Source organism: Psychrobacter submarinus, from assembly GCF_904846685.1.
GTDB classification, from domain to species: Bacteria; Pseudomonadota; Gammaproteobacteria; order Pseudomonadales; family Moraxellaceae; genus Psychrobacter; species Psychrobacter submarinus.
This window is the reverse complement of record NZ_CAJHBQ010000001.1, coordinates 40,095-57,023: the sequence shown is the minus strand read 5'-3', so window position 1 is coordinate 57,023 and position 16,929 is coordinate 40,095. Positions and strand designations below refer to the sequence as shown.

The 16,929-nt window shown below is 44.5% G+C and carries 15 protein-coding genes; 10 read left to right on the top strand and 5 right to left on the bottom strand.

Annotated elements, in window-relative coordinates; translation table 11 throughout:
- Nucleotides 1–108: 108 nt before the first annotated feature.
- Complete coding sequence (locus tag JMY03_RS00240) at nt 109–1,614, bottom strand: YihY/virulence factor BrkB family protein (RefSeq protein ID WP_201599913.1); 1,506 nt, start codon at nt 1,612–1,614, stop codon at nt 109–111.
- A 184-nt stretch (nt 1,615–1,798) separates the two neighbouring features.
- Between JMY03_RS00240 and wrbA the strand changes: the two genes are divergently transcribed.
- Nucleotides 1,799–2,416 (top strand): NAD(P)H:quinone oxidoreductase, encoded by a 618-nt coding sequence (wrbA, locus tag JMY03_RS00235; RefSeq protein ID WP_084212595.1) that lies wholly within the window; start codon nt 1,799–1,801, stop codon nt 2,414–2,416.
- A 160-nt stretch (nt 2,417–2,576) separates the two neighbouring features.
- Nucleotides 2,577–2,957: a hypothetical protein gene (locus tag JMY03_RS00230; RefSeq protein ID WP_299069150.1), complete on the top strand. Its 381-nt coding sequence runs from the start codon at nt 2,577–2,579 to the stop codon at nt 2,955–2,957.
- A 141-nt stretch (nt 2,958–3,098) separates the two neighbouring features.
- Here the strand turns inward: JMY03_RS00230 and JMY03_RS00225 are convergent, their stop codons facing one another.
- Nucleotides 3,099–3,848 (bottom strand): DUF3108 domain-containing protein, encoded by a 750-nt coding sequence (locus tag JMY03_RS00225; protein WP_201599901.1) that lies wholly within the window; start codon nt 3,846–3,848, stop codon nt 3,099–3,101.
- A gap of 702 nt (nt 3,849–4,550) precedes the next feature.
- Between JMY03_RS00225 and JMY03_RS00220 the strand changes: the two genes are divergently transcribed.
- Both JMY03_RS00220 and groL read left to right on the top strand, forming a co-directional pair.
- Nucleotides 4,551–4,841, top strand: coding sequence for a co-chaperone GroES (locus tag JMY03_RS00220; protein ID WP_025644085.1), 291 nt, complete (start codon nt 4,551–4,553; stop codon nt 4,839–4,841).
- Between the two features lie 79 nt (nt 4,842–4,920).
- The gene (gene groL, locus JMY03_RS00215; protein WP_201599899.1) at nt 4,921–6,576 is read left to right on the top strand and encodes a chaperonin GroEL; all 1,656 of its coding nucleotides are present in this window, start codon (nt 4,921–4,923) and stop codon (nt 6,574–6,576) included.
- 119 nt (nt 6,577–6,695) lie between these two features.
- Here the strand turns inward: groL and yaaA are convergent, their stop codons facing one another.
- The gene (gene yaaA / locus JMY03_RS00210) at nt 6,696–7,484 is read right to left on the bottom strand and encodes a peroxide stress protein YaaA (RefSeq protein WP_201599897.1); all 789 of its coding nucleotides are present in this window, start codon (nt 7,482–7,484) and stop codon (nt 6,696–6,698) included.
- Nucleotides 7,485–7,972: 488 nt separating this feature from the next.
- Here yaaA and JMY03_RS00205 point away from each other — a divergent pair, with 488 nt between their 5' ends.
- The 6 genes from JMY03_RS00205 (at nt 7,973) to JMY03_RS00180 (ending at nt 12,827) form a co-directional block, all read left to right on the top strand.
- Nucleotides 7,973–9,133, top strand: a complete 1,161-nt coding sequence (locus tag JMY03_RS00205; protein ID WP_201558486.1) for an NAD(P) transhydrogenase subunit alpha — start codon at nt 7,973–7,975, stop codon at nt 9,131–9,133.
- A gap of 129 nt (nt 9,134–9,262) precedes the next feature.
- Complete coding sequence (locus tag JMY03_RS00200; RefSeq protein ID WP_051397413.1) at nt 9,263–9,601, top strand: proton-translocating transhydrogenase family protein; 339 nt, start codon at nt 9,263–9,265, stop codon at nt 9,599–9,601.
- Complete coding sequence (locus tag JMY03_RS00195; RefSeq protein WP_201599895.1) at nt 9,598–10,998, top strand: NAD(P)(+) transhydrogenase (Re/Si-specific) subunit beta; 1,401 nt, start codon at nt 9,598–9,600, stop codon at nt 10,996–10,998. The genes JMY03_RS00200 and JMY03_RS00195 overlap by 4 nt, the downstream gene beginning before the upstream one ends.
- Before the next feature lie 283 nt (nt 10,999–11,281).
- Nucleotides 11,282–11,827, top strand: a complete 546-nt coding sequence (locus JMY03_RS00190; RefSeq protein WP_201599892.1) for an acyl-CoA thioesterase — start codon at nt 11,282–11,284, stop codon at nt 11,825–11,827.
- A 158-nt stretch (nt 11,828–11,985) separates the two neighbouring features.
- On the top strand, nt 11,986–12,195 hold the full coding sequence (gene iscX, locus JMY03_RS00185; RefSeq protein ID WP_011279849.1) for a Fe-S cluster assembly protein IscX: 210 nt from the start codon (nt 11,986–11,988) through the stop codon (nt 12,193–12,195).
- A 68-nt stretch (nt 12,196–12,263) separates the two neighbouring features.
- Nucleotides 12,264–12,827 carry a GyrI-like domain-containing protein gene (locus JMY03_RS00180; RefSeq protein ID WP_201599890.1) on the top strand — a complete coding sequence of 188 codons (564 nt, stop codon included), beginning with the start codon at nt 12,264–12,266 and terminating at the stop codon, nt 12,825–12,827.
- Between the two features lie 383 nt (nt 12,828–13,210).
- Here the strand turns inward: JMY03_RS00180 and JMY03_RS00175 are convergent, their stop codons facing one another.
- Both JMY03_RS00175 and dapE read right to left on the bottom strand, forming a co-directional pair.
- Nucleotides 13,211–15,397, bottom strand: coding sequence for a TonB-dependent receptor family protein (locus JMY03_RS00175; RefSeq protein WP_201599888.1), 2,187 nt, complete (start codon nt 15,395–15,397; stop codon nt 13,211–13,213).
- Between the two features lie 277 nt (nt 15,398–15,674).
- Nucleotides 15,675–16,886 carry a succinyl-diaminopimelate desuccinylase gene (gene dapE / locus JMY03_RS00170; RefSeq protein ID WP_201599886.1) on the bottom strand — a complete coding sequence of 404 codons (1,212 nt, stop codon included), beginning with the start codon at nt 16,884–16,886 and terminating at the stop codon, nt 15,675–15,677.
- Between the last annotated feature and the right edge of the window lie 43 nt (nt 16,887–16,929).

Below are 16,929 nucleotides of genomic sequence, written 5' to 3'. Positions count from 1 at the left end.
TTTATTATTCAGTCGTTATTAACGGTCATTTAATCAAGATAACCTTTAATTAATATGGCTTTTAATCAAGGTGACCTTAAAGCAATGCTTATAAAGGTATTCATCATTCTAGTTCGGCTTATCGGCTTCAGTGATGATATTACCCTCATTAGTAGCCGGACGTCGCTGCAAGGTTTTACGTCTAGTTTTGTGGCGAGCGGTATTGGCGGGTTTTACCTCTCCCTTAGGGATAATGGCTTGTAGATCATCATCATTTTGAGAGACATCACTGTCTTTATCATAAGCTTCAGGCTCAAAAGGCGGCGTCCGCTTATCTTTGAAGGGCTCAGACTTACCGGCCTTTACTGGATGTTTTTTGCGCGGATGACTATGCGCAAATATAGCAGCTAGTGGCAGGTTTAATTGCTGCTTAGCAAAAGCCTCTGTATCCTCAAACCGATCAACTAGTAAGCTCAGCCATGGCTCTTGATCCTCTAGCGTCATCTCATCAAGCTCGTCTTTGATCGGTAGCGGATAGGGCAGCGTCCGATAAAAATCCCATAGCGTCATTCGGCTCAAATCTTTTTTAAGCACATAATCGTCGTCATCAGTCATAGTGATCAGATTGCTGTCTTTGAGGTAATTAATATAAAGATACCATTTAGGCAGCTCTTTGCGGCCCAAGACGTTACGCAGCTCTACTTCACTGACCACCTCGCCTTTAAGGTAACGGCTATAAACTAAGTTGAGCATATCGAGCAAGCTCAGTAACGGATGACGCGGATAGACCTCTTCGGTCTCAAAAATAGTCAAGGTATAGCTGATCTCAACTCCTAGCAATATCAGGTTCCAAGACAAATAAATCCATAACAGAAAAATAGGAACCGCGGCAAAAGCACCATAAATCGCCTCATAGCTGGTGAAGTTGGTCATCACCGTACCAAACACATGCTTGAGTAGCTCAAACACCACCGCGACGATAACCCCCGCGATAATAGCGCTTTTCGCTGGTACGCGCGCTTTGGGAATAAACCAATACATACCAATAAAGCCTGCAACGGTAATGCCGAGCGACACCATCTGCACCCAAAACGACCAATCGATACCATACCCAGCTATTTGACGATTTAGAAAGCTCAAGCTTTGCACCGCGCTTGAGACGATAAAAGCCGTCCCTAACACTAAGGGTCCTAAAGTGATAATCGTCCAATAGCGCAGCAGACTTTTGAGACCGCCCGAACGTTCATCGACGCGCCAAATCTGATTAAAAGCGCGCTCGATAGTGGTCAAAGTCATGATAGTCGTGACAAATAAAATCGTGACACCGATAGCGGTCAAGTTGGTCGACTTTTCGGCAAAATTATTGATGTATTCACTGACTTGCAGGCTCGATTGCGGCAGCAAGTTACTATATATCACCTCGTATATCTGCGCGCGGGCAGAAGCTAGCGCCGGCACTGAAGACAAAATCATCAGCAATACCGTTACGATAGGCACAATCGATAACATGGTTGTGTAGGTCAAAGAGGCCGCTTTTTGCTGGCAGTTATCTTCGAAGAAGTGACGAACCAAAAACTGGGTAAACTTAAACCAACGCTGCTGCAAAAAAGGGAGTTTTTGAGTTAATTTTTCCATACTGACCATGTAGAAAGATAGAGGTGAGAGTAGTGTAACAAAATGTCCTAGCGTCAGTTGCCACTTATTTGTGTCAAAATGCTAGGCAATACTCGCCAGTTTGCATGTCAGTCAACGACTCGGGCATAATGTAGCCTGCAATTCTATCGTTTCGACAAGTATCAGCCAAAAGGAAGCTTTGCCAATGAGTCAGATTGATCCCTATGTATTAGTGCTATATTACTCAAGTCATGGCACCACGAACGTTTTAGCTTATGCCATTGCTCAGGGGATAGAAGATGCCGGGATGACCGCGCGTATTCGTACGGTGCCGACGGTGGCAGCTGAGACGACTGCAAGCAAAGCGGCAATACCGGATGAGGGCGACCTGTATTGTACTATGGACGATCTCAAGAACTGCGCTGGATTGGCCTTAGGCAGTCCGACGCATTTTGGTAATATGGCTGCCCCCATGAAATACTTCTGGGATAATACAGTGACCTTATGGCTGGCAGGTAATCTACAAAACAAACCTGCATCCGTATTTACCGCAACCGGTTCTATGCATGGCGGTCAAGAGACGACACTACTGACGATGATGTTGCCACTTATGCATCATGGCATGATGATCGTAGGCTTGCCTTATGGTGAGGCGGCGCTCAATCGCACCCAGCGCGGTGGCACGCCTTATGGTGCAAGCCATGTCAGCGGCGCCGCCCATGATCAGCCTATAACCGATGATGAGCGCGAACTGGCCATTGCTCAAGGTCACAGGCTAGCCATTACTGCCCAAGCGCTGTCGCAAGCAAACTGGAAGCGTTAGAGGCTGAGAGCTTATGAGCTCACAGACAAAAAGCTAAACGAAAAACGTGCTATAAATTAGGAAACTACCGCCGCTAATGTCCACAACTTCTACGCCTTCTAAGCAAACATCTGGCCCTAAACCCGCTAAATCCGTCAAGCCAGAAAAGCCTATTGCGCCTATGCAGCAGCGCTTGCTGCTAACTTGGCTAGTGTGGCTAGTGTATCGGCTATTAGTGCTGCCGATATTTATTAGTCTGTTTAATCCGAGCAATCCCGATATTATTGGCGGCATCGCTTGGTATGGCTTATGGCTAATACCGGCCTTTATTATCACCCCTGTCATATTACGCGGGCGCTCTCCTTATATGTTATTGGTCAGCAGCATGTTGACCTTAGTGTATCTAGGCGCTAGCGGCGTCGTATTATTCACGCGCTTTTATGGGACCAGTTGGACAGAGATTTTGGTTTATGGGCTTGATTTTGCTTTATTATTTGCAATCAATGTTTGGTTGTTTATCCTGCTCAAGCGCTTACCTTCGATGAATAAAGTACAAAAATAGCGGCATGTTTTGACATAAAAAAGCGGCGCTCTATCAATAGTAGAGCGCCGCTTTTCGTTTTGTACCTTCTCGTTTTGTACTTTTTAGCTTTGGAGCTGTTAGTTTTGCAGCTTAGAGCTTAAAGCTTAAATGCATTACCATTTAACGCACTTTTTTTAACTCTAAGTCCATCTTTTTACCATCGTTAATCTGACTGACTTTTACTGGCAGATAATCTAGGCTTGGTGCAAGCCAAAAGCTGGTTGAGCGACCGCTATCATCATGGATACGATCCACTCGTACCGTATCAAACGTACCCGCTGGTACAGTGACTTTTGTATTGCCTACCTTTTTAAACGGCGTTTTTTCTACTTTGTCTTTTTTGGCCATGTAGTAGTTGCCCGAGAATTTGCCATTTAACAAGTCTTGACGAATTTGCACTTCTAAACTCAAATCATCAAACGCTTGCTGCGCCATATTTGACGTTGTGGTTTTGCCTTTATAGCTACTCGTGACCTTTTTACCTGCCGAATCAAAACTTAGATTATGCGTACGTCCAATACCTAAGAGCTTATAAGTGGTGCTCGCCTTAGAAGGTGTGACATTGTTGCCCATAATAGTAAAGGTACTACTTTGCGATGCACTTGCAACGCCGGCCACGCGAGCTTTCACATTATAGTTCCAAGTATTGCCTGATTTTTTGAGGGTACGAGTCGCGTTACCTTTGTATTTATTTTCAACAGTAAAACTATAATCAGCGGTCGAAGGCTGAATGGTTTTGGCGCTAGCCAGAGTAGGGGCGGTCATAGATAAAGCTCCGATAGCAGCGATACTAGCGCCTGTTATTAGCGTAGTACGTTTGTTGTTGCGTTGTTGCGTATTAATGGCAGTTAAAGAAGATAATACAGTCATGGATATTCCTTGATAAGTATACCGCTAATGAGTGGCAAGATTTTTATAATTTAACTTTCGATTGTTCGAGTTCTAGTTGTTTAACTTTTAATGATTCGTTTTTAACGATTCAACTTTTCATGTTTCGACTTTTAATGATTCGATGGTGGCCGCTCAGTAGCTATTAGTGTTTCTTTGTTATAGCTGATCCACTTTAAAACCGATACAGTGCTACTGGGATGAATTTTATGCAGCATCGAAAAGTGCAAAGCACACAGCAAGCAAGGAAAATTTGTACCAGTAGCACGGCAATATTAATGTATCGATTTTATTTCGAATTGACTATAGCACTAGATTGTCAGCTACTATAATGGTCATACCTTGTTACATTTTCAAGGTTTGCCCTTTGGGTAGACGTCTAGCTCTTGTAGTTGATGTTACCCAAAACAGGACAGCATTTAGGCTTAGTAACATCCTGTCAGCAAGCTTGCTGTTAACTTGGGATAAACCCTTTTTTATCTGCATTATTCTTGTAAATTTTTGGCCCACGCCCTTGAAGCGATATGCCTATGCCCCCACTTTTTGAAACAAGCTCGAAGCTTATTATTGAAGCGAGTCTATAATAGTGCGCCCATAGCGTAGTCAAAAACAAAAGCTGGACGGCGCTGCTATTATTGGACTGACATGGAACCTTTTATTCAAACAACTTTTGGAGTCCTAACGATGAATATTCGTCCTTTACATGATCGTATTGTCGTACGCCGCATAGAAGAAGAAACCAAAACGGCTGGTGGCATTTTATTACCAGGTTCAGCGCAAGAAAAACCATCACAGGGTGAGATCCTAGCGACGGGTAACGGTCAGGTTCGTGACAACGGTGAAGTCCGCACTTTGGATGTTAAAGTCGGCGATAAAGTTTTGTTCGGTCAATATGCTGGTCAAACCGTAAAAGTTGACGGCGAAGAGCTACTGATTATGAAAGAGTCTGATGTATTGGGTGTACTAGAAGGTTAAGTTTAGACTTTCATACCTTCTGCTCACTTATTTAAAACCTTTTTAAACATTAACAAAAATAATATTGGAGTAATTTGACATGGCAAAAGACGTAAAGTTTGGCATTGATGCTCGCACGCAAATGATGGACGGTGTCAACGTTCTAGCAAACGCAGTACGAGTCACTCTAGGACCTAAAGGTCGTAACGTGGTAATCGATAAGTCTTTTGGCGCACCGACCATTACTAAAGATGGTGTTTCGGTTGCCAAAGAGATCGAGCTTGAAAATAAGTTTGAAAACATGGGCGCGCAGCTCGTTCGCGAAGTCGCTAGCCGCACCAACGACGTTGCCGGTGACGGTACTACGACAGCGACAGTATTGGCTCAGTCTATCCTGCAAGAAGGCATGAAGTCAGTCGCTGCCGGCATGAACCCTATGGATCTCAAACGCGGTATCGACAAAGCGGTACGCGCGGCAGTTGAGCAGATTCATCAGTTATCAACGCCAGCGGACGACTCAAAAGCTATTGCTCAAGTAGGTTCTATCTCAGCGAACTCAGATACCAAAATCGGTGAGCTTATCGCGCAAGCGATGGAAAAAGTCGGTAAGCAAGGCGTTATCACTGTCGAGGAAGGCTCAAGCTTTGAGGACACTCTAGAAGTGGTCGAAGGTATGCAGTTTGACCGTGGTTATATCAGCCCATATTTTGCTAATAAGCAAGATAGCTTAACTGCTGAATTTGAAAACCCATATATCTTATTGGTTGACAAAAAAATCGGCAACATCCGCGAAATCGTGCCATTACTTGAGCAAGTCATGCAGCAGAGCAAGCCACTGCTTATCATCGCTGAAGATGTTGAAAACGAAGCCTTAGCGACCTTAGTTGTCAACAACATGCGCGGCGGCCTAAAAACTTGTGCCGTAAAAGCACCAGGTTTTGGCGATCGCCGTAAAGCGATGCTACAAGATATCGCTATCTTGACTGGCGGTACGGTCATCTCAGAAGAGATTGGCCTAAGCCTAGAAGAAACGACTCTTGAGCAGCTCGGTACTGCCAAAAAAGTCACTGTCGGTAAAGAAAACACCGTCATCGTTAATGGTGCAGGCGAAACCACAGCTATCAACGAGCGTGTTGACTCTATTCAGCGTCAAGTGGAAGAGTCTACCTCTGACTATGATAAAGAAAAGCTACAAGAGCGCATGGCAAAACTTGCTGGCGGCGTAGCAGTTATCAAAGTTGGCGCGGCAACTGAAACTGAGATGAAAGAGAAAAAAGATCGCGTTGATGATGCGCTACATGCCACTCGCGCGGCTGTCGAAGAAGGTGTCGTTCCTGGCGGCGGTGTTGCACTCGTTCGTGCGATGAAAGCTTTATCTGAGCTAAAAGGCGATAACGATGACCAAGACGCGGGTATCAATATCTTACGCCGCGCGATGGAAGCGCCGCTACGTCAAATCGTGACTAACTCTGGCGAAGAAGCGTCAGTCGTCGTCAACGAAGTCAAGAGCGGTAGCGGTAACTACGGTTACAACGCAGCATCTAGTGAATACGGCGATATGCTACAGATGGGTATCTTAGACCCTGCTAAAGTATCGCGCTCAGCGCTGGAAAACGCAGCTTCTGTTGCAGGTCTTATGCTGACGACCGAAGCGATGATCACTGATCTACCACAAAGCGATGACGGCATGGGTGCTATGCCTGCTGGCGCTGGTGGTGGAATGGGCGGCATGGGTGGAATGGGCGGCATGATGTAATCAGCCCTTTGACCCGTACTGCTTAGTACTGTAGCTTTTACGCTATAGTACACAGGAAATAAAACCCCGATAGGCGAGAGCTTATCGGGGTTTTTTGTCCTTATTTAATTCGCTACAAATTAAGAATTTACCTCATCTCTTCTAAATGTCCAAGTAGTATCATCAGACAGCTCATCGACATAATAATAACCTGCCAAATCAAACTTTTTGAGTTGTTCCGCTTTGGTCAGCTTATTGTCCGCGGCATATTTCACCATCAGTCCGCGCGCTTTTTTGGCATAAAAGCTAATCACTTTATATTGACCGTTCTTCTCATCTTCAAATCTAGGGGTAATAATCTGCGCGTCCAGTGCTTTCTTCTTAACCGATTTAAAGTACTCGTTAGACGCTAGGTTAATCAGTACCTTGTCATCGCTATCGGCCATCTGCTTATTAATAATATCGGTGATTTTCTCGCCCCAGAACTCATACAAATTACCACCGCGCGCGTTTTTTAGCTTAGTGCCCATCTCTAAGCGGTACGGCTGCATCAAGTCCAGCGGTTTTAACACGCCATATAGACCAGATAAGATACCCAAATGCTCGTTGAGATACAGCATGGTGTCTTTATCCATCTCATAGCTGGCAAGTCCAGTATAAACATCACCATCGAACAGATAAGCGGCAGGCTTGGCATTGTCCGAGTCATGCGGCATTTGCCATGCTTGATTACGCTCGCTATTTAGCTGCGCCAAATCATCGGAGATGCTCATAAGCTCTTGCAAATCCATCGGATCTTTGGTTTTAAGGGTTTTTATCAGTTGAGCTGAGTCGTCAATGAGGGCAGGCTGGCTATAATGATTGCCAAGGTTCAATGGTATAGCGTCCGTTTCATTTAAAGACTTGGCAGGGGAGAGTACAAAGTACATAGAGGCTCCTTTTTTAAGTATCGAGTAATTATCAATAAATAGGGCAAGCAAAAACTTAGCCAATTGTGATGTCAGTCATGGCACTACCATAGCATAAACCTATAGCGATAGAGGATAGGCATTGACTAAGTAAACCATCGGTGCGCTCAAAGCAGCAATATATGCAAAAAATAGAATGTATACACGGCTATTATTGTCAATAATTTTCTGATATAACAATAAAAGTTATAGCCCAGACGCGACCTCTAACTTTTTATTTACTTATGAGTCATCATTAAACAATGAAAGGTAGGGGATGATGTCTCTATAATAAAAACAGATGATGAAGATAGTATTATCATTTAGGGAATTGATAATCTTTGCTCAGTGCTTTACTTCACAGAGTACGAGCTGAGCAGGGTTTTTTTTGCGCCCACTATTTTATCACTCAATATAGCCATAAAGCCAAAGCTTGTGATCAGTCAAGTATTTGCATGTAAGGAGACGATATGAAAATCGGTGTTATCAGTGCAGACAGCACAACTGAGAGCCGCGTAGCACTAACCCCAGACGCGGTCAAAAAACTGCGTAGACATGGGTTTGAGGTCGTCGTTCAGTCAGGCGCAGGTCTTGCAGCCTATTATACAGACGACAGCTATCAGACGGCTGGAGCTGATATTGCTAGCAGCAGCGCTGAGGTGGTTGAGCAGTCGCAAATTATTACCACTATCAGTGACTTGCCAGCTGAGCTCACCGAGACGCTAAAGCCTAAGCAAATCGTCGTGGGTATGCTAGATCCTTACCGTAATACTCAGCTAGAGACTTATGCGACCAAAGGCGCGACTGTATTTGCGATGGAGCTATTGCCACGTACCTTGTCGCGCGCGCAAAACATGGATGTCTTATCCTCACAAGCCAACCTTGCCGGTTATAAAGCGGTACTCTTAGCAGCCAATGAGTACTCACGTCCTTTTCCTATGTTTATGACCTCAGCAGGGACAGTTAAGCCGGCCAAGGTGGTCATCTTAGGCGTTGGCGTAGCAGGCTTGCAAGCGATTGCTACGGCAAAGCGTCTAGGCGCTGTGGTTGAAGCAAGTGATTTGCGTCCTTCTGCACGCGAGCAAGTCGAGTCGCTTGGCGGTAAATGGCTAGATGTACCGATGAGTGAGGAAGAAGCGCAAAAGGCCAAAGCAACCGGCGGTTATGCATGGACGCCCTCAGAGCAGTATATGAAAGATCAAGCGGCAGTGGTGGATAAAGCGCTAAGCGGCGCTGATATCGTCATTACCACCGCGCAGATACCAGGTCGTGACGCTCCAAGATTGGTGCATAAGACCACACTCGATAAGATGAAAGCCGGCTCCGTGCTGATCGATATGGCAGCGGGCACCGGCGGCAACGTTGAAGGCGCAGTTGCTGAGCAAACCATCACTACAGATAACGGCGTGCGTATCGTTGGCGCGGCAAACATTCCGTCTATGCTCGCCGCGCAGTCCTCAGATCTTTATGCCAATAACTTAGTGAACTTTATCACAACTTTGATTGCTGAAGATGATGCGAATACTGACGCTGCACCGAACCAACTGGCACTTCATTTAGATATGGAAGATGAGATTCAAGGCGCGCTGGCAGTGACCCATGAGGGTCAAGTACGATTGGCGAAGCGCTAAGCGGCTGACTACTGAGTTACTCAGCTATGAGTCTTTGTTATATCACTAATGAATCTGTCAGTAACGAATAAATTTTAGGAGGATAAAATGATTGCCACTATTTTAGCAGCCGCGCCAGCTGGCGCCGCTATGGCTAGCACGCCATTTGTCGCAATTTTCACCGTATTTGTACTCGCGATCTTTGTGGGTTATTACGTGGTTTGGGGTGTGACCCCAGCGCTGCATACGCCTTTGATGGCGGTTACCAATGCGTTATCTAGTATTGTGATTGTCGGGGCGATTTTGCAGACCGTTGTTATCGATAACCAAGTGTTTACGGCGACGAGTTTGATCGGTGCTTTTGCGGTGTTCTTGGCCAGTATCAATATCTTTGGTGGCTTCTCAGTGACGGAGCGCATGCTGTCTATGTTCAAACCTAAACCCAAAAAAGCGCCAGTGGTAAAAACGGATAATGGAGGTGATGCATGAGTGATTTAACAAACTTTATCGCCACTAATGCGGACTGGTTTTATTTAGTTGGCGCTATTTTATTTGTCTTGACCTTACGTGGACTCTCAAGCCCAAAGACCGCTATCCGCGGTAACCGTTTGGGTATGGTCGCGATGGCTATTGCCGTTATCACCACTTTCTTCTTGGCCGAAGGTCCGATAATGTGGATGATCATTGGTGCCATGGTATTAGGCGCAGCGGTTGGTATTTGGAAGTCAAAAACGGTAGCGATGACACAAATGCCAGAAACCGTGGCTTTGATGCACTCCTTAGTTGGCCTGGCAGCAGTAGCGATTGCTTTGGCAACGGTATTACATTCTGATCAAGAGTACAATACGGTCACCCGCTTAGAGCTATTTATTGGCTGTTTCATCGGTGCGATTACCTTCTCAGCCTCGGTCTTTGCCTTTGGTAAACTTGCCGCAAAAAGCTGGGCAAAAACGGTTAATGGCGGCTGGGTTAAGCCCGTGCAAGCGCTATTATTTATCGCGATGCTAGGCTTTGGCGCAGTATACTTTGTTACTGATTCGCTCACTGCCTTCTACGTGATGACGGTATTAGCAATCGCCTTTGGTTGGATGTGGATTGCGCCAATCGGCGGCGGTGATATGCCAGTGGTTGTGTCGCTCCTTAACTCCTTCTCAGGTTGGGCTGCAGCAGGTATTGGTTTTACCTTAGGTAACTCGATGCTAATTATTGCAGGCTCACTGGTCGGTTCATCAGGGGCAATTTTATCTTATATTATGTGTAAGGCGATGAACCGCTCATTGATTAACGTTTTATTCGGCGGAATGGGCAGTGCAGCGGTGGCAGGCGGCGCTGATGACGGCGCGCCAAAGAACTATAAGTCAGGCTCAGCAGAAGATGCAGGCTTTCTTATGTCTAATGCTAGCGACGTCATTATCGTACCGGGTTATGGTATGGCGCAAGGCCGTGCACAGAATGCGGTCAAAGAGCTATACGAGCTACTAAAAGAAGAGGGCGTCAACGTGCGCTTTGCTATTCACCCGGTTGCCGGTCGTATGCCCGGTCACATGAACGTACTATTGGCAGAGGCTGACGTTCCTTATGATGATATCTTGGAGATGGATGAGATTAATTCAGACTTCCCAAGTACTGATGTGGTGCTCGTCATTGGCGCTAATGACGTGGTCAACCCATCAGCCAAAGACGATCCCACGTCACCAATCTTTGGTATGCCTATCTTAGAGGTAACCAAAGCGCAAACGGTTATGGTCATCAAGCGCTCAATGAGCACAGGCTATGCTGGTTTAGATAACAGTCTGTTCTATATGGATAAGACTATGATGATCTTTGGTGATGCCAAGAAAATGGTGGAAGAGATGGTACGCAGTATCAATGGCGGCGGTCATTAATTAGCTATTAGTACTTTTTAATAAGCATTTCCAGTAAAAAAGTCACTCCGGTGGCTTTTTTGCGTTATGGTATAGCGCCATTATTTCACTTATATAGTGAGTTCATTATAAAAACGACACAGCGGGACTGGGATGCTTTTGTTTAAATATTAGTTATGCAGCCTCTGTCTGCGTAGGCACAGCACGCCAGTAAAATTTATACCAGTTCCGCGGCTAAAAACCATATATCTATTTTATTTAGAATCGACTATAACACACAGAATAAACGCGAAAAGAGTTCCTTATGAATATGTTAATCCGTTTTTTTATTATGACAAGCTTACTCAAACAACAGCTCAAGCAGCAAGAAAAGAGTGATAATAAAACCCTAGATAGCGAGGCGTTAAGCGCGCCAATTGTTCGCCATTATCGAGTACTACCGCATGATATGGGCTTTCGCGATCACCTACCCAATTATCGGTACTTGTCCTTTATTGAGCTCAATATTACCCGTTGGCTCATGGCTTGTGTCCATCAAAAGGGTATTAAGCCTTTAAACTGGGTCATCGCTATGCAAGAGATGATCTATCTTAAAGAGATTAATTTTTTGGATAAAATGACGGTCAGTAGTGTACTTGCCGGCTGGGATAACAAGTATATCTACTTTGAAAGCCGCTTTTTTGTCAAAAGCCAACTGATGGGCGTTGGGATGACCAAGTTTGTACTAAAAGATAAGCAAGGCAATAAATGCGAGCCACGTGTGCTAGATATGAATGGTAAGAAGCTAAGCGATGTCATTGATAGTTGGAATCAGCACCAAGTCGCGGTTAAGTCGGCCAAGTCAGCATAGATAATGTCAAAAACAGCACGAAAAAAGCGTACTGACAATAACAGGGTAAAACAACTTGACTATAATCATTTGCTGAATTTTGGTAGGATAGAGCCTATCAAATCGCCAATACTAAGGCGACACTACTATTTCTAAAACGACTAAAAAAAGGTACCGTTATGACGCCACAAAAATTAAAATGGACAGACAGCTTAGATATCGCAATCGAGCTTTATGAAAAATTTCCAGAGACTGATCCGCAGTACATACGCTTTACCGATTTGCATCGCTGGGTGACGGAATTAGAAGGCTTTGATGATGATCCGCAGCGCTCAAACGAAGGTATTTTAGAAGCCATTCAGATGAATTGGATCGATGAAGCCGATTAATAAGATTTCTATCATTTAAGTCGTATTACTAATAATAACTCCAATACAAAAATAGAATAGGCAGCATTATGACATCACAAGTTAAAGAGCTATCGACAGCGATAGTTTGCAAAGGCATCAGTGCTCGTACCACTAACAACGCTGAGATTAGCCATGACACGGCTAAATTAGGTCGATTGTGGCAAAAGTTCTATCAAAACCACGTTAGTCATCTTGCTGAAGGTGAAGATATTTACGGCGTCTATTATAACTACGAGAGCGATGATTTAGTCGGTGCTTTTGATGTGGTCGCCAGCTGGAAGGTAAAGAGCGAGCCGGTAGAGGGAGAGGATGGCAATGAGAATGACAACGAAGATAATAGCAAAGACAGTAATGTTTTAAGTCCTGAGAATATTCTTAGCGCCGCTCATGGTAGCGATGTGGTCAGCGTCATAATCCCCGAAGGTAAGTATTTAGTATTCACCGAAGAGGGCAGAATGCCTAACACGGTCATGAATGCATGGGAGAAGGCTTGGGAGTACTTCCATGATCGTGATTGCGAGCATACTCGCACTTATAATGTCGATTTTGAGCATTATATTGGGGGTAATTTAGAATATGGGCAATTGGATCTTTATATTGGTATTGAGTGAGGCTATCATATCAACACTATAAGAAGTCTACTTTACTATAATAGACCTCTTGGATAAGTCATCGCTAGCCCTTGTAACTCCGTCAGTAAAAGTCAATGAACTGGTACTTTTGCAAGAGGTCTAATAATCTGCGCCGCGGCATCAATTGAGCTATCAGATGAGTGATTTTTAAGATGCTTAGGCGTGTAGCTTATGCGCGTATTGTTTAATAGGTAGCTACTCTACGATAGAAGCATTTATTCAGGTAAGTTGGATCAATGAGGCCGACGAAGCATTATTTATGCTTATTGATACAGTCATAAAAAATCCCCAGCTATATTTTTATTATAGCTGGGGATTTTTCCATTAGGAGTAATGTATCAAGGTTATCTATTCAATGCTAGTTAAAAAGCTTTAGTCACGCCAATGGTAAAGGTACGTGGTAGGTTTGGTCTAGCACCGTATGGCGTACGGCTCACAATAACTTGTTTGTCAGCGATGTTTTCAACCTTACCAAAGACCTTAGCATCATAACCGATAGGGTAGTGGGTAATAGCATCAAAAGTGAATAACGAGTCAGTCTCGCTACGCGGCTCATTAGTACGATTGCAGCCCACTGATTCACAAATGCCGCCAGCATATTTGGCAGTCAAGTAAGTATCCCAACCTGAATCCATCTCGATTCCGGCGCGTACACTGGCTTGATTTTTGGGCACTAGCGTTAAGCGATCGCCATCTAAAGTGTCTTTGTAGTCCTCGGCAAGCTCAGCTTGGGTGTAAGTATAAGTGGCATGCAGCGGAATACTGAATCCATCTCCATCAAAGCGAGTGCCAGCCATTAACTCAAGCCCTGCGATCACCGCAGAACCACTCTCTTTTTCGGTACCTGACGTTATGGCATCTGAGCCACTGCCGCAAGGCACGTTTTCTGTGCAGTTTCTGATTACAGAATCAAAGTCACTATAAAACCCAACGGCCTCAATATAATTGTTACCATCAATATAGCGCGTACCGATTTCATAGTTGATACTTTCTTCAGGATCCGTGTTGTCATCTTCGGACACTCCAGCACCTAATGGGCTGAAGCCTTTGTGGACCCCACCTATAAGCTGTACTTCATCATTGAGTTGATAGCTTGCGGATAAACCTGGCAAAAATATAGACTGAGTATTGCTCACGCGTGCTTGATTATCAGTATCAACACCGCGTGTCTCTTCAGTATCAATATACTCGTAACGCATGGCTAGGTTTAGAAGTAAGGGGTCAGTCACTTGCCACTTATCAGTTAGCCAAAGACTAGTTGCGTTGGCTCTTTCTTCGCGGTTATTACTGCCATTAGGGACTTTGGTGCTTTGATAAATTAAATTACCGTCTACCTGATTAAAAATATCGCTTGGCTGATAGCGCTCAACTTTGTCACGGTGATAGCGAGCACCTACATCAATATTGTGATCGCCATAGGCACTTAAAATGTCAGTATTGAAGTTCGTCTGAACACCGGTACTATAATAAGTGCGATCATTGGCTTTTAATTCGATACCTGCTAAATCCTCGGTACCATCTAGCTGCCCTTGGGTGATATTGCCTTCATAAAAATCATTGATTTTGTTATCATTGAGCTTATACCAGTTACGATGGGTTTTATTGTAATAAGCGGTAGTACGTAGCTCGCTATTATTATCCGTGATCCAGTTGTGCGTCAAGTTAAGTCCGGTATGTTCGTCTTGTATGTTATCAAGCGCAGACATCGGGTAGCGTCTGTTAGGATTTTTATTGAAGTCAGCATCTGTTAAACCTAAGTAAGTCTCATCACTAGATCTATCAGAATACTGTGCTTTGGCAAACAAACTATGCGCAGGATTGATCTGATAACGACCCTTTAGGACATAATCTTGATTGTCATAGTCGCCAATGTCTTTACCATCAATTTCTTTAAAGCCTTTGCCTCGTTGTTGCACAGTTTCAATTGAGCCTGCAAAGTCGCCTTCGCGTCCACCAGCATAAGCATGAACATCCACACCGCCACGGTCGTTGATTGAGGTCATCGCTTGACCGCCATTAGTGGCAGGAATAGGGGTTGATAAATAGTTAATAACGCCACCAGTCGTTTGCGGCCCATAACGTAGCAGCGGCGCGCCTTTTAGAATCTCAACACCTGACATACGCAGCGCTGTCGGATGATAGTAGGCGGCAGGGGCAGCATAAGGAGCGGGTGCGATAGGAATACCGTCCTCCATTAAATGCACTTTACTACTACGTCCACCGATACCAGCACGAATACTGATGTTAGGACGTAAGCCCAACCCATCTTCTTCAGAGACGTAAACCCCTGGCACGGTCTTTAAAACTTGGTTAATATCTGTAATGTACTCATTTTCTAACTGTTCGTTATCGACGTAATAACCAGAACCCGTCATCAAGGGCACATTGTCTTTACTACCGATAACAGTAATTTCGTCTAAGGTTACCGAGACTACTGATTCTTCGAGATTACCTTGCTGGGTATCAACGCTTTGCGCATAAACTGCCTGCATGGACAAGGCTAAAGTGGACAATAAAAATATAGTAACAGACTTATAAGGATGAGACATCGCACGGGCTCCAAAACGAAAACATAAAAATTAATGCTGCATTTTTGTAAAAACGAATATTAACAATAATGATTATCGTTTGCAAGCAGTAAGCAACATTTATATATCCTATTTTTAATGGATCTACCCAAATTTTAGTGGTTATCATCTTAAGTGACTGTTAATACAGGTTATTTATTAGGCTACAATAATACTTAAAACAAATAAAGGCAGCGCTAAACATTTAAGCGCTGCCTTTATTGTTGCTGTTTTATTAACGTCATTGATACGGTAGAGCCTAATCAAGCAACAAATTCTTCAAAATTCCCTCATAAATCTGCGCTAACCTGCCCAAATCATCAACTTCAACCTTTTCATCGACCTGGTGAATGGTGGCGTTACGTACGCCTAATTCAACAACCTGCGCACCAGTCGGGGCAATAAAGCGTCCATCGGAGGTTCCGCCAGAAGTAGATAAAGTCGTATCAGTACCTGTCACTGATTTAATCGCGTTTTGACAAGCGGAGACAAGCTTACCTTCTGGCGTTAAAAATGGATTGCCTGATAGTTTCCAACGGATATCGTAGTTGGCTTTACTACCAGCAAAATATTTGTCAAAGATAGCATGAGTTTTTTCTTTGAGTTCTTCCTCAGTCGTTTCAGTCGAAAAACGAAAGTTGAATACAGCTTCTAGCGTTTCAGGAATGACGTTGGTCGCGCCCGTACCACTATTGAGATTAGATATTTGCAAGGAAGTGGCAGGGAAGTAATCATTACCAGTATCCCATTCAGCAGCAGTCAGCTCAGCCAGTGCTGCCATTGCCGCATGAATTGGGTTACTGGCCAAATGCGGGTAGGCGACGTGACCTTGTTTGCCAGTGACCGTCAGCTCTGCGCCTAACGAGCCGCGGCGACCGTTTTTGATAATATCGCCAAGCGTATCGGTACTTGAAGGTTCGCCGACTAGGCAGTAAGTTATTTTTTCATCGCGCGCTTCCAAGGTTTCGATGACTTTCACCGTACCATTGATAGAGGGGCCTTCTTCATCAGAGGTAATCAGCATAGCAATTGATCCGTTATGTTCAGGATGATTAGCAACGAAACGCTCGCTTGCAATGGTAAAAGCCGCGATGCCTGTTTTCATATCCGCCGCACCGCGCGCCCATAGATAGCCATCCGCTATAGTTGGTGTAAAGGGTGGATAGGTCCAATTATTGACACCACCAGTCGGTACGACATCGGTGTGACCGGCGAAGCAAATCACAGGATGAGCCGCGCCGCGCCGTGCCCATAAGTTTTTGACCTCAGCATGTTCACCTGTTTTGTCTCTATCACCGAAGTACATAAACTCACAGTCAAAGCCTGCTTGCTCTAATCGCGCTGACAATATATCTTGACAGCCGTCATCATCTGGCGTAACTGAAGGACGCTCAAGCAGCTCAATGCTCAGATCTAGCGTGGCTTGTTGATGGTTTTGCGCTAAGACGTTTTTGTTATTATTTTCTGACATAAGAAACCTTGTACTAGAATTAATTTTATTAGAATAAACAATT

Coding starts and splice junctions, on each gene's coding strand:
- JMY03_RS00240 (WP_201599913.1), bottom strand. CDS start 1,614: ATGGAAAAATTAACTCAAAAACTCCCTTTTTTGCAGCAGCGTTGGTTT.
- wrbA (WP_084212595.1), top strand. CDS start 1,799: ATGAGTCAGATTGATCCCTATGTATTAGTGCTATATTACTCAAGTCAT.
- JMY03_RS00230 (WP_299069150.1), top strand. CDS start 2,577: ATGCAGCAGCGCTTGCTGCTAACTTGGCTAGTGTGGCTAGTGTATCGG.
- JMY03_RS00225 (WP_201599901.1), bottom strand. CDS start 3,848: ATGACTGTATTATCTTCTTTAACTGCCATTAATACGCAACAACGCAAC.
- JMY03_RS00220 (WP_025644085.1), top strand. CDS start 4,551: ATGAATATTCGTCCTTTACATGATCGTATTGTCGTACGCCGCATAGAA.
- groL (WP_201599899.1), top strand. CDS start 4,921: ATGGCAAAAGACGTAAAGTTTGGCATTGATGCTCGCACGCAAATGATG.
- yaaA (WP_201599897.1), bottom strand. CDS start 7,484: ATGTACTTTGTACTCTCCCCTGCCAAGTCTTTAAATGAAACGGACGCT.
- JMY03_RS00205 (WP_201558486.1), top strand. CDS start 7,973: ATGAAAATCGGTGTTATCAGTGCAGACAGCACAACTGAGAGCCGCGTA.
- JMY03_RS00200 (WP_051397413.1), top strand. CDS start 9,263: ATGGCTAGCACGCCATTTGTCGCAATTTTCACCGTATTTGTACTCGCG.
- JMY03_RS00195 (WP_201599895.1), top strand. CDS start 9,598: ATGAGTGATTTAACAAACTTTATCGCCACTAATGCGGACTGGTTTTAT.
- JMY03_RS00190 (WP_201599892.1), top strand. CDS start 11,282: ATGAATATGTTAATCCGTTTTTTTATTATGACAAGCTTACTCAAACAA.
- iscX (WP_011279849.1), top strand. CDS start 11,986: ATGACGCCACAAAAATTAAAATGGACAGACAGCTTAGATATCGCAATC.
- JMY03_RS00180 (WP_201599890.1), top strand. CDS start 12,264: ATGACATCACAAGTTAAAGAGCTATCGACAGCGATAGTTTGCAAAGGC.
- JMY03_RS00175 (WP_201599888.1), bottom strand. CDS start 15,397: ATGTCTCATCCTTATAAGTCTGTTACTATATTTTTATTGTCCACTTTA.
- dapE (WP_201599886.1), bottom strand. CDS start 16,886: ATGTCAGAAAATAATAACAAAAACGTCTTAGCGCAAAACCATCAACAA.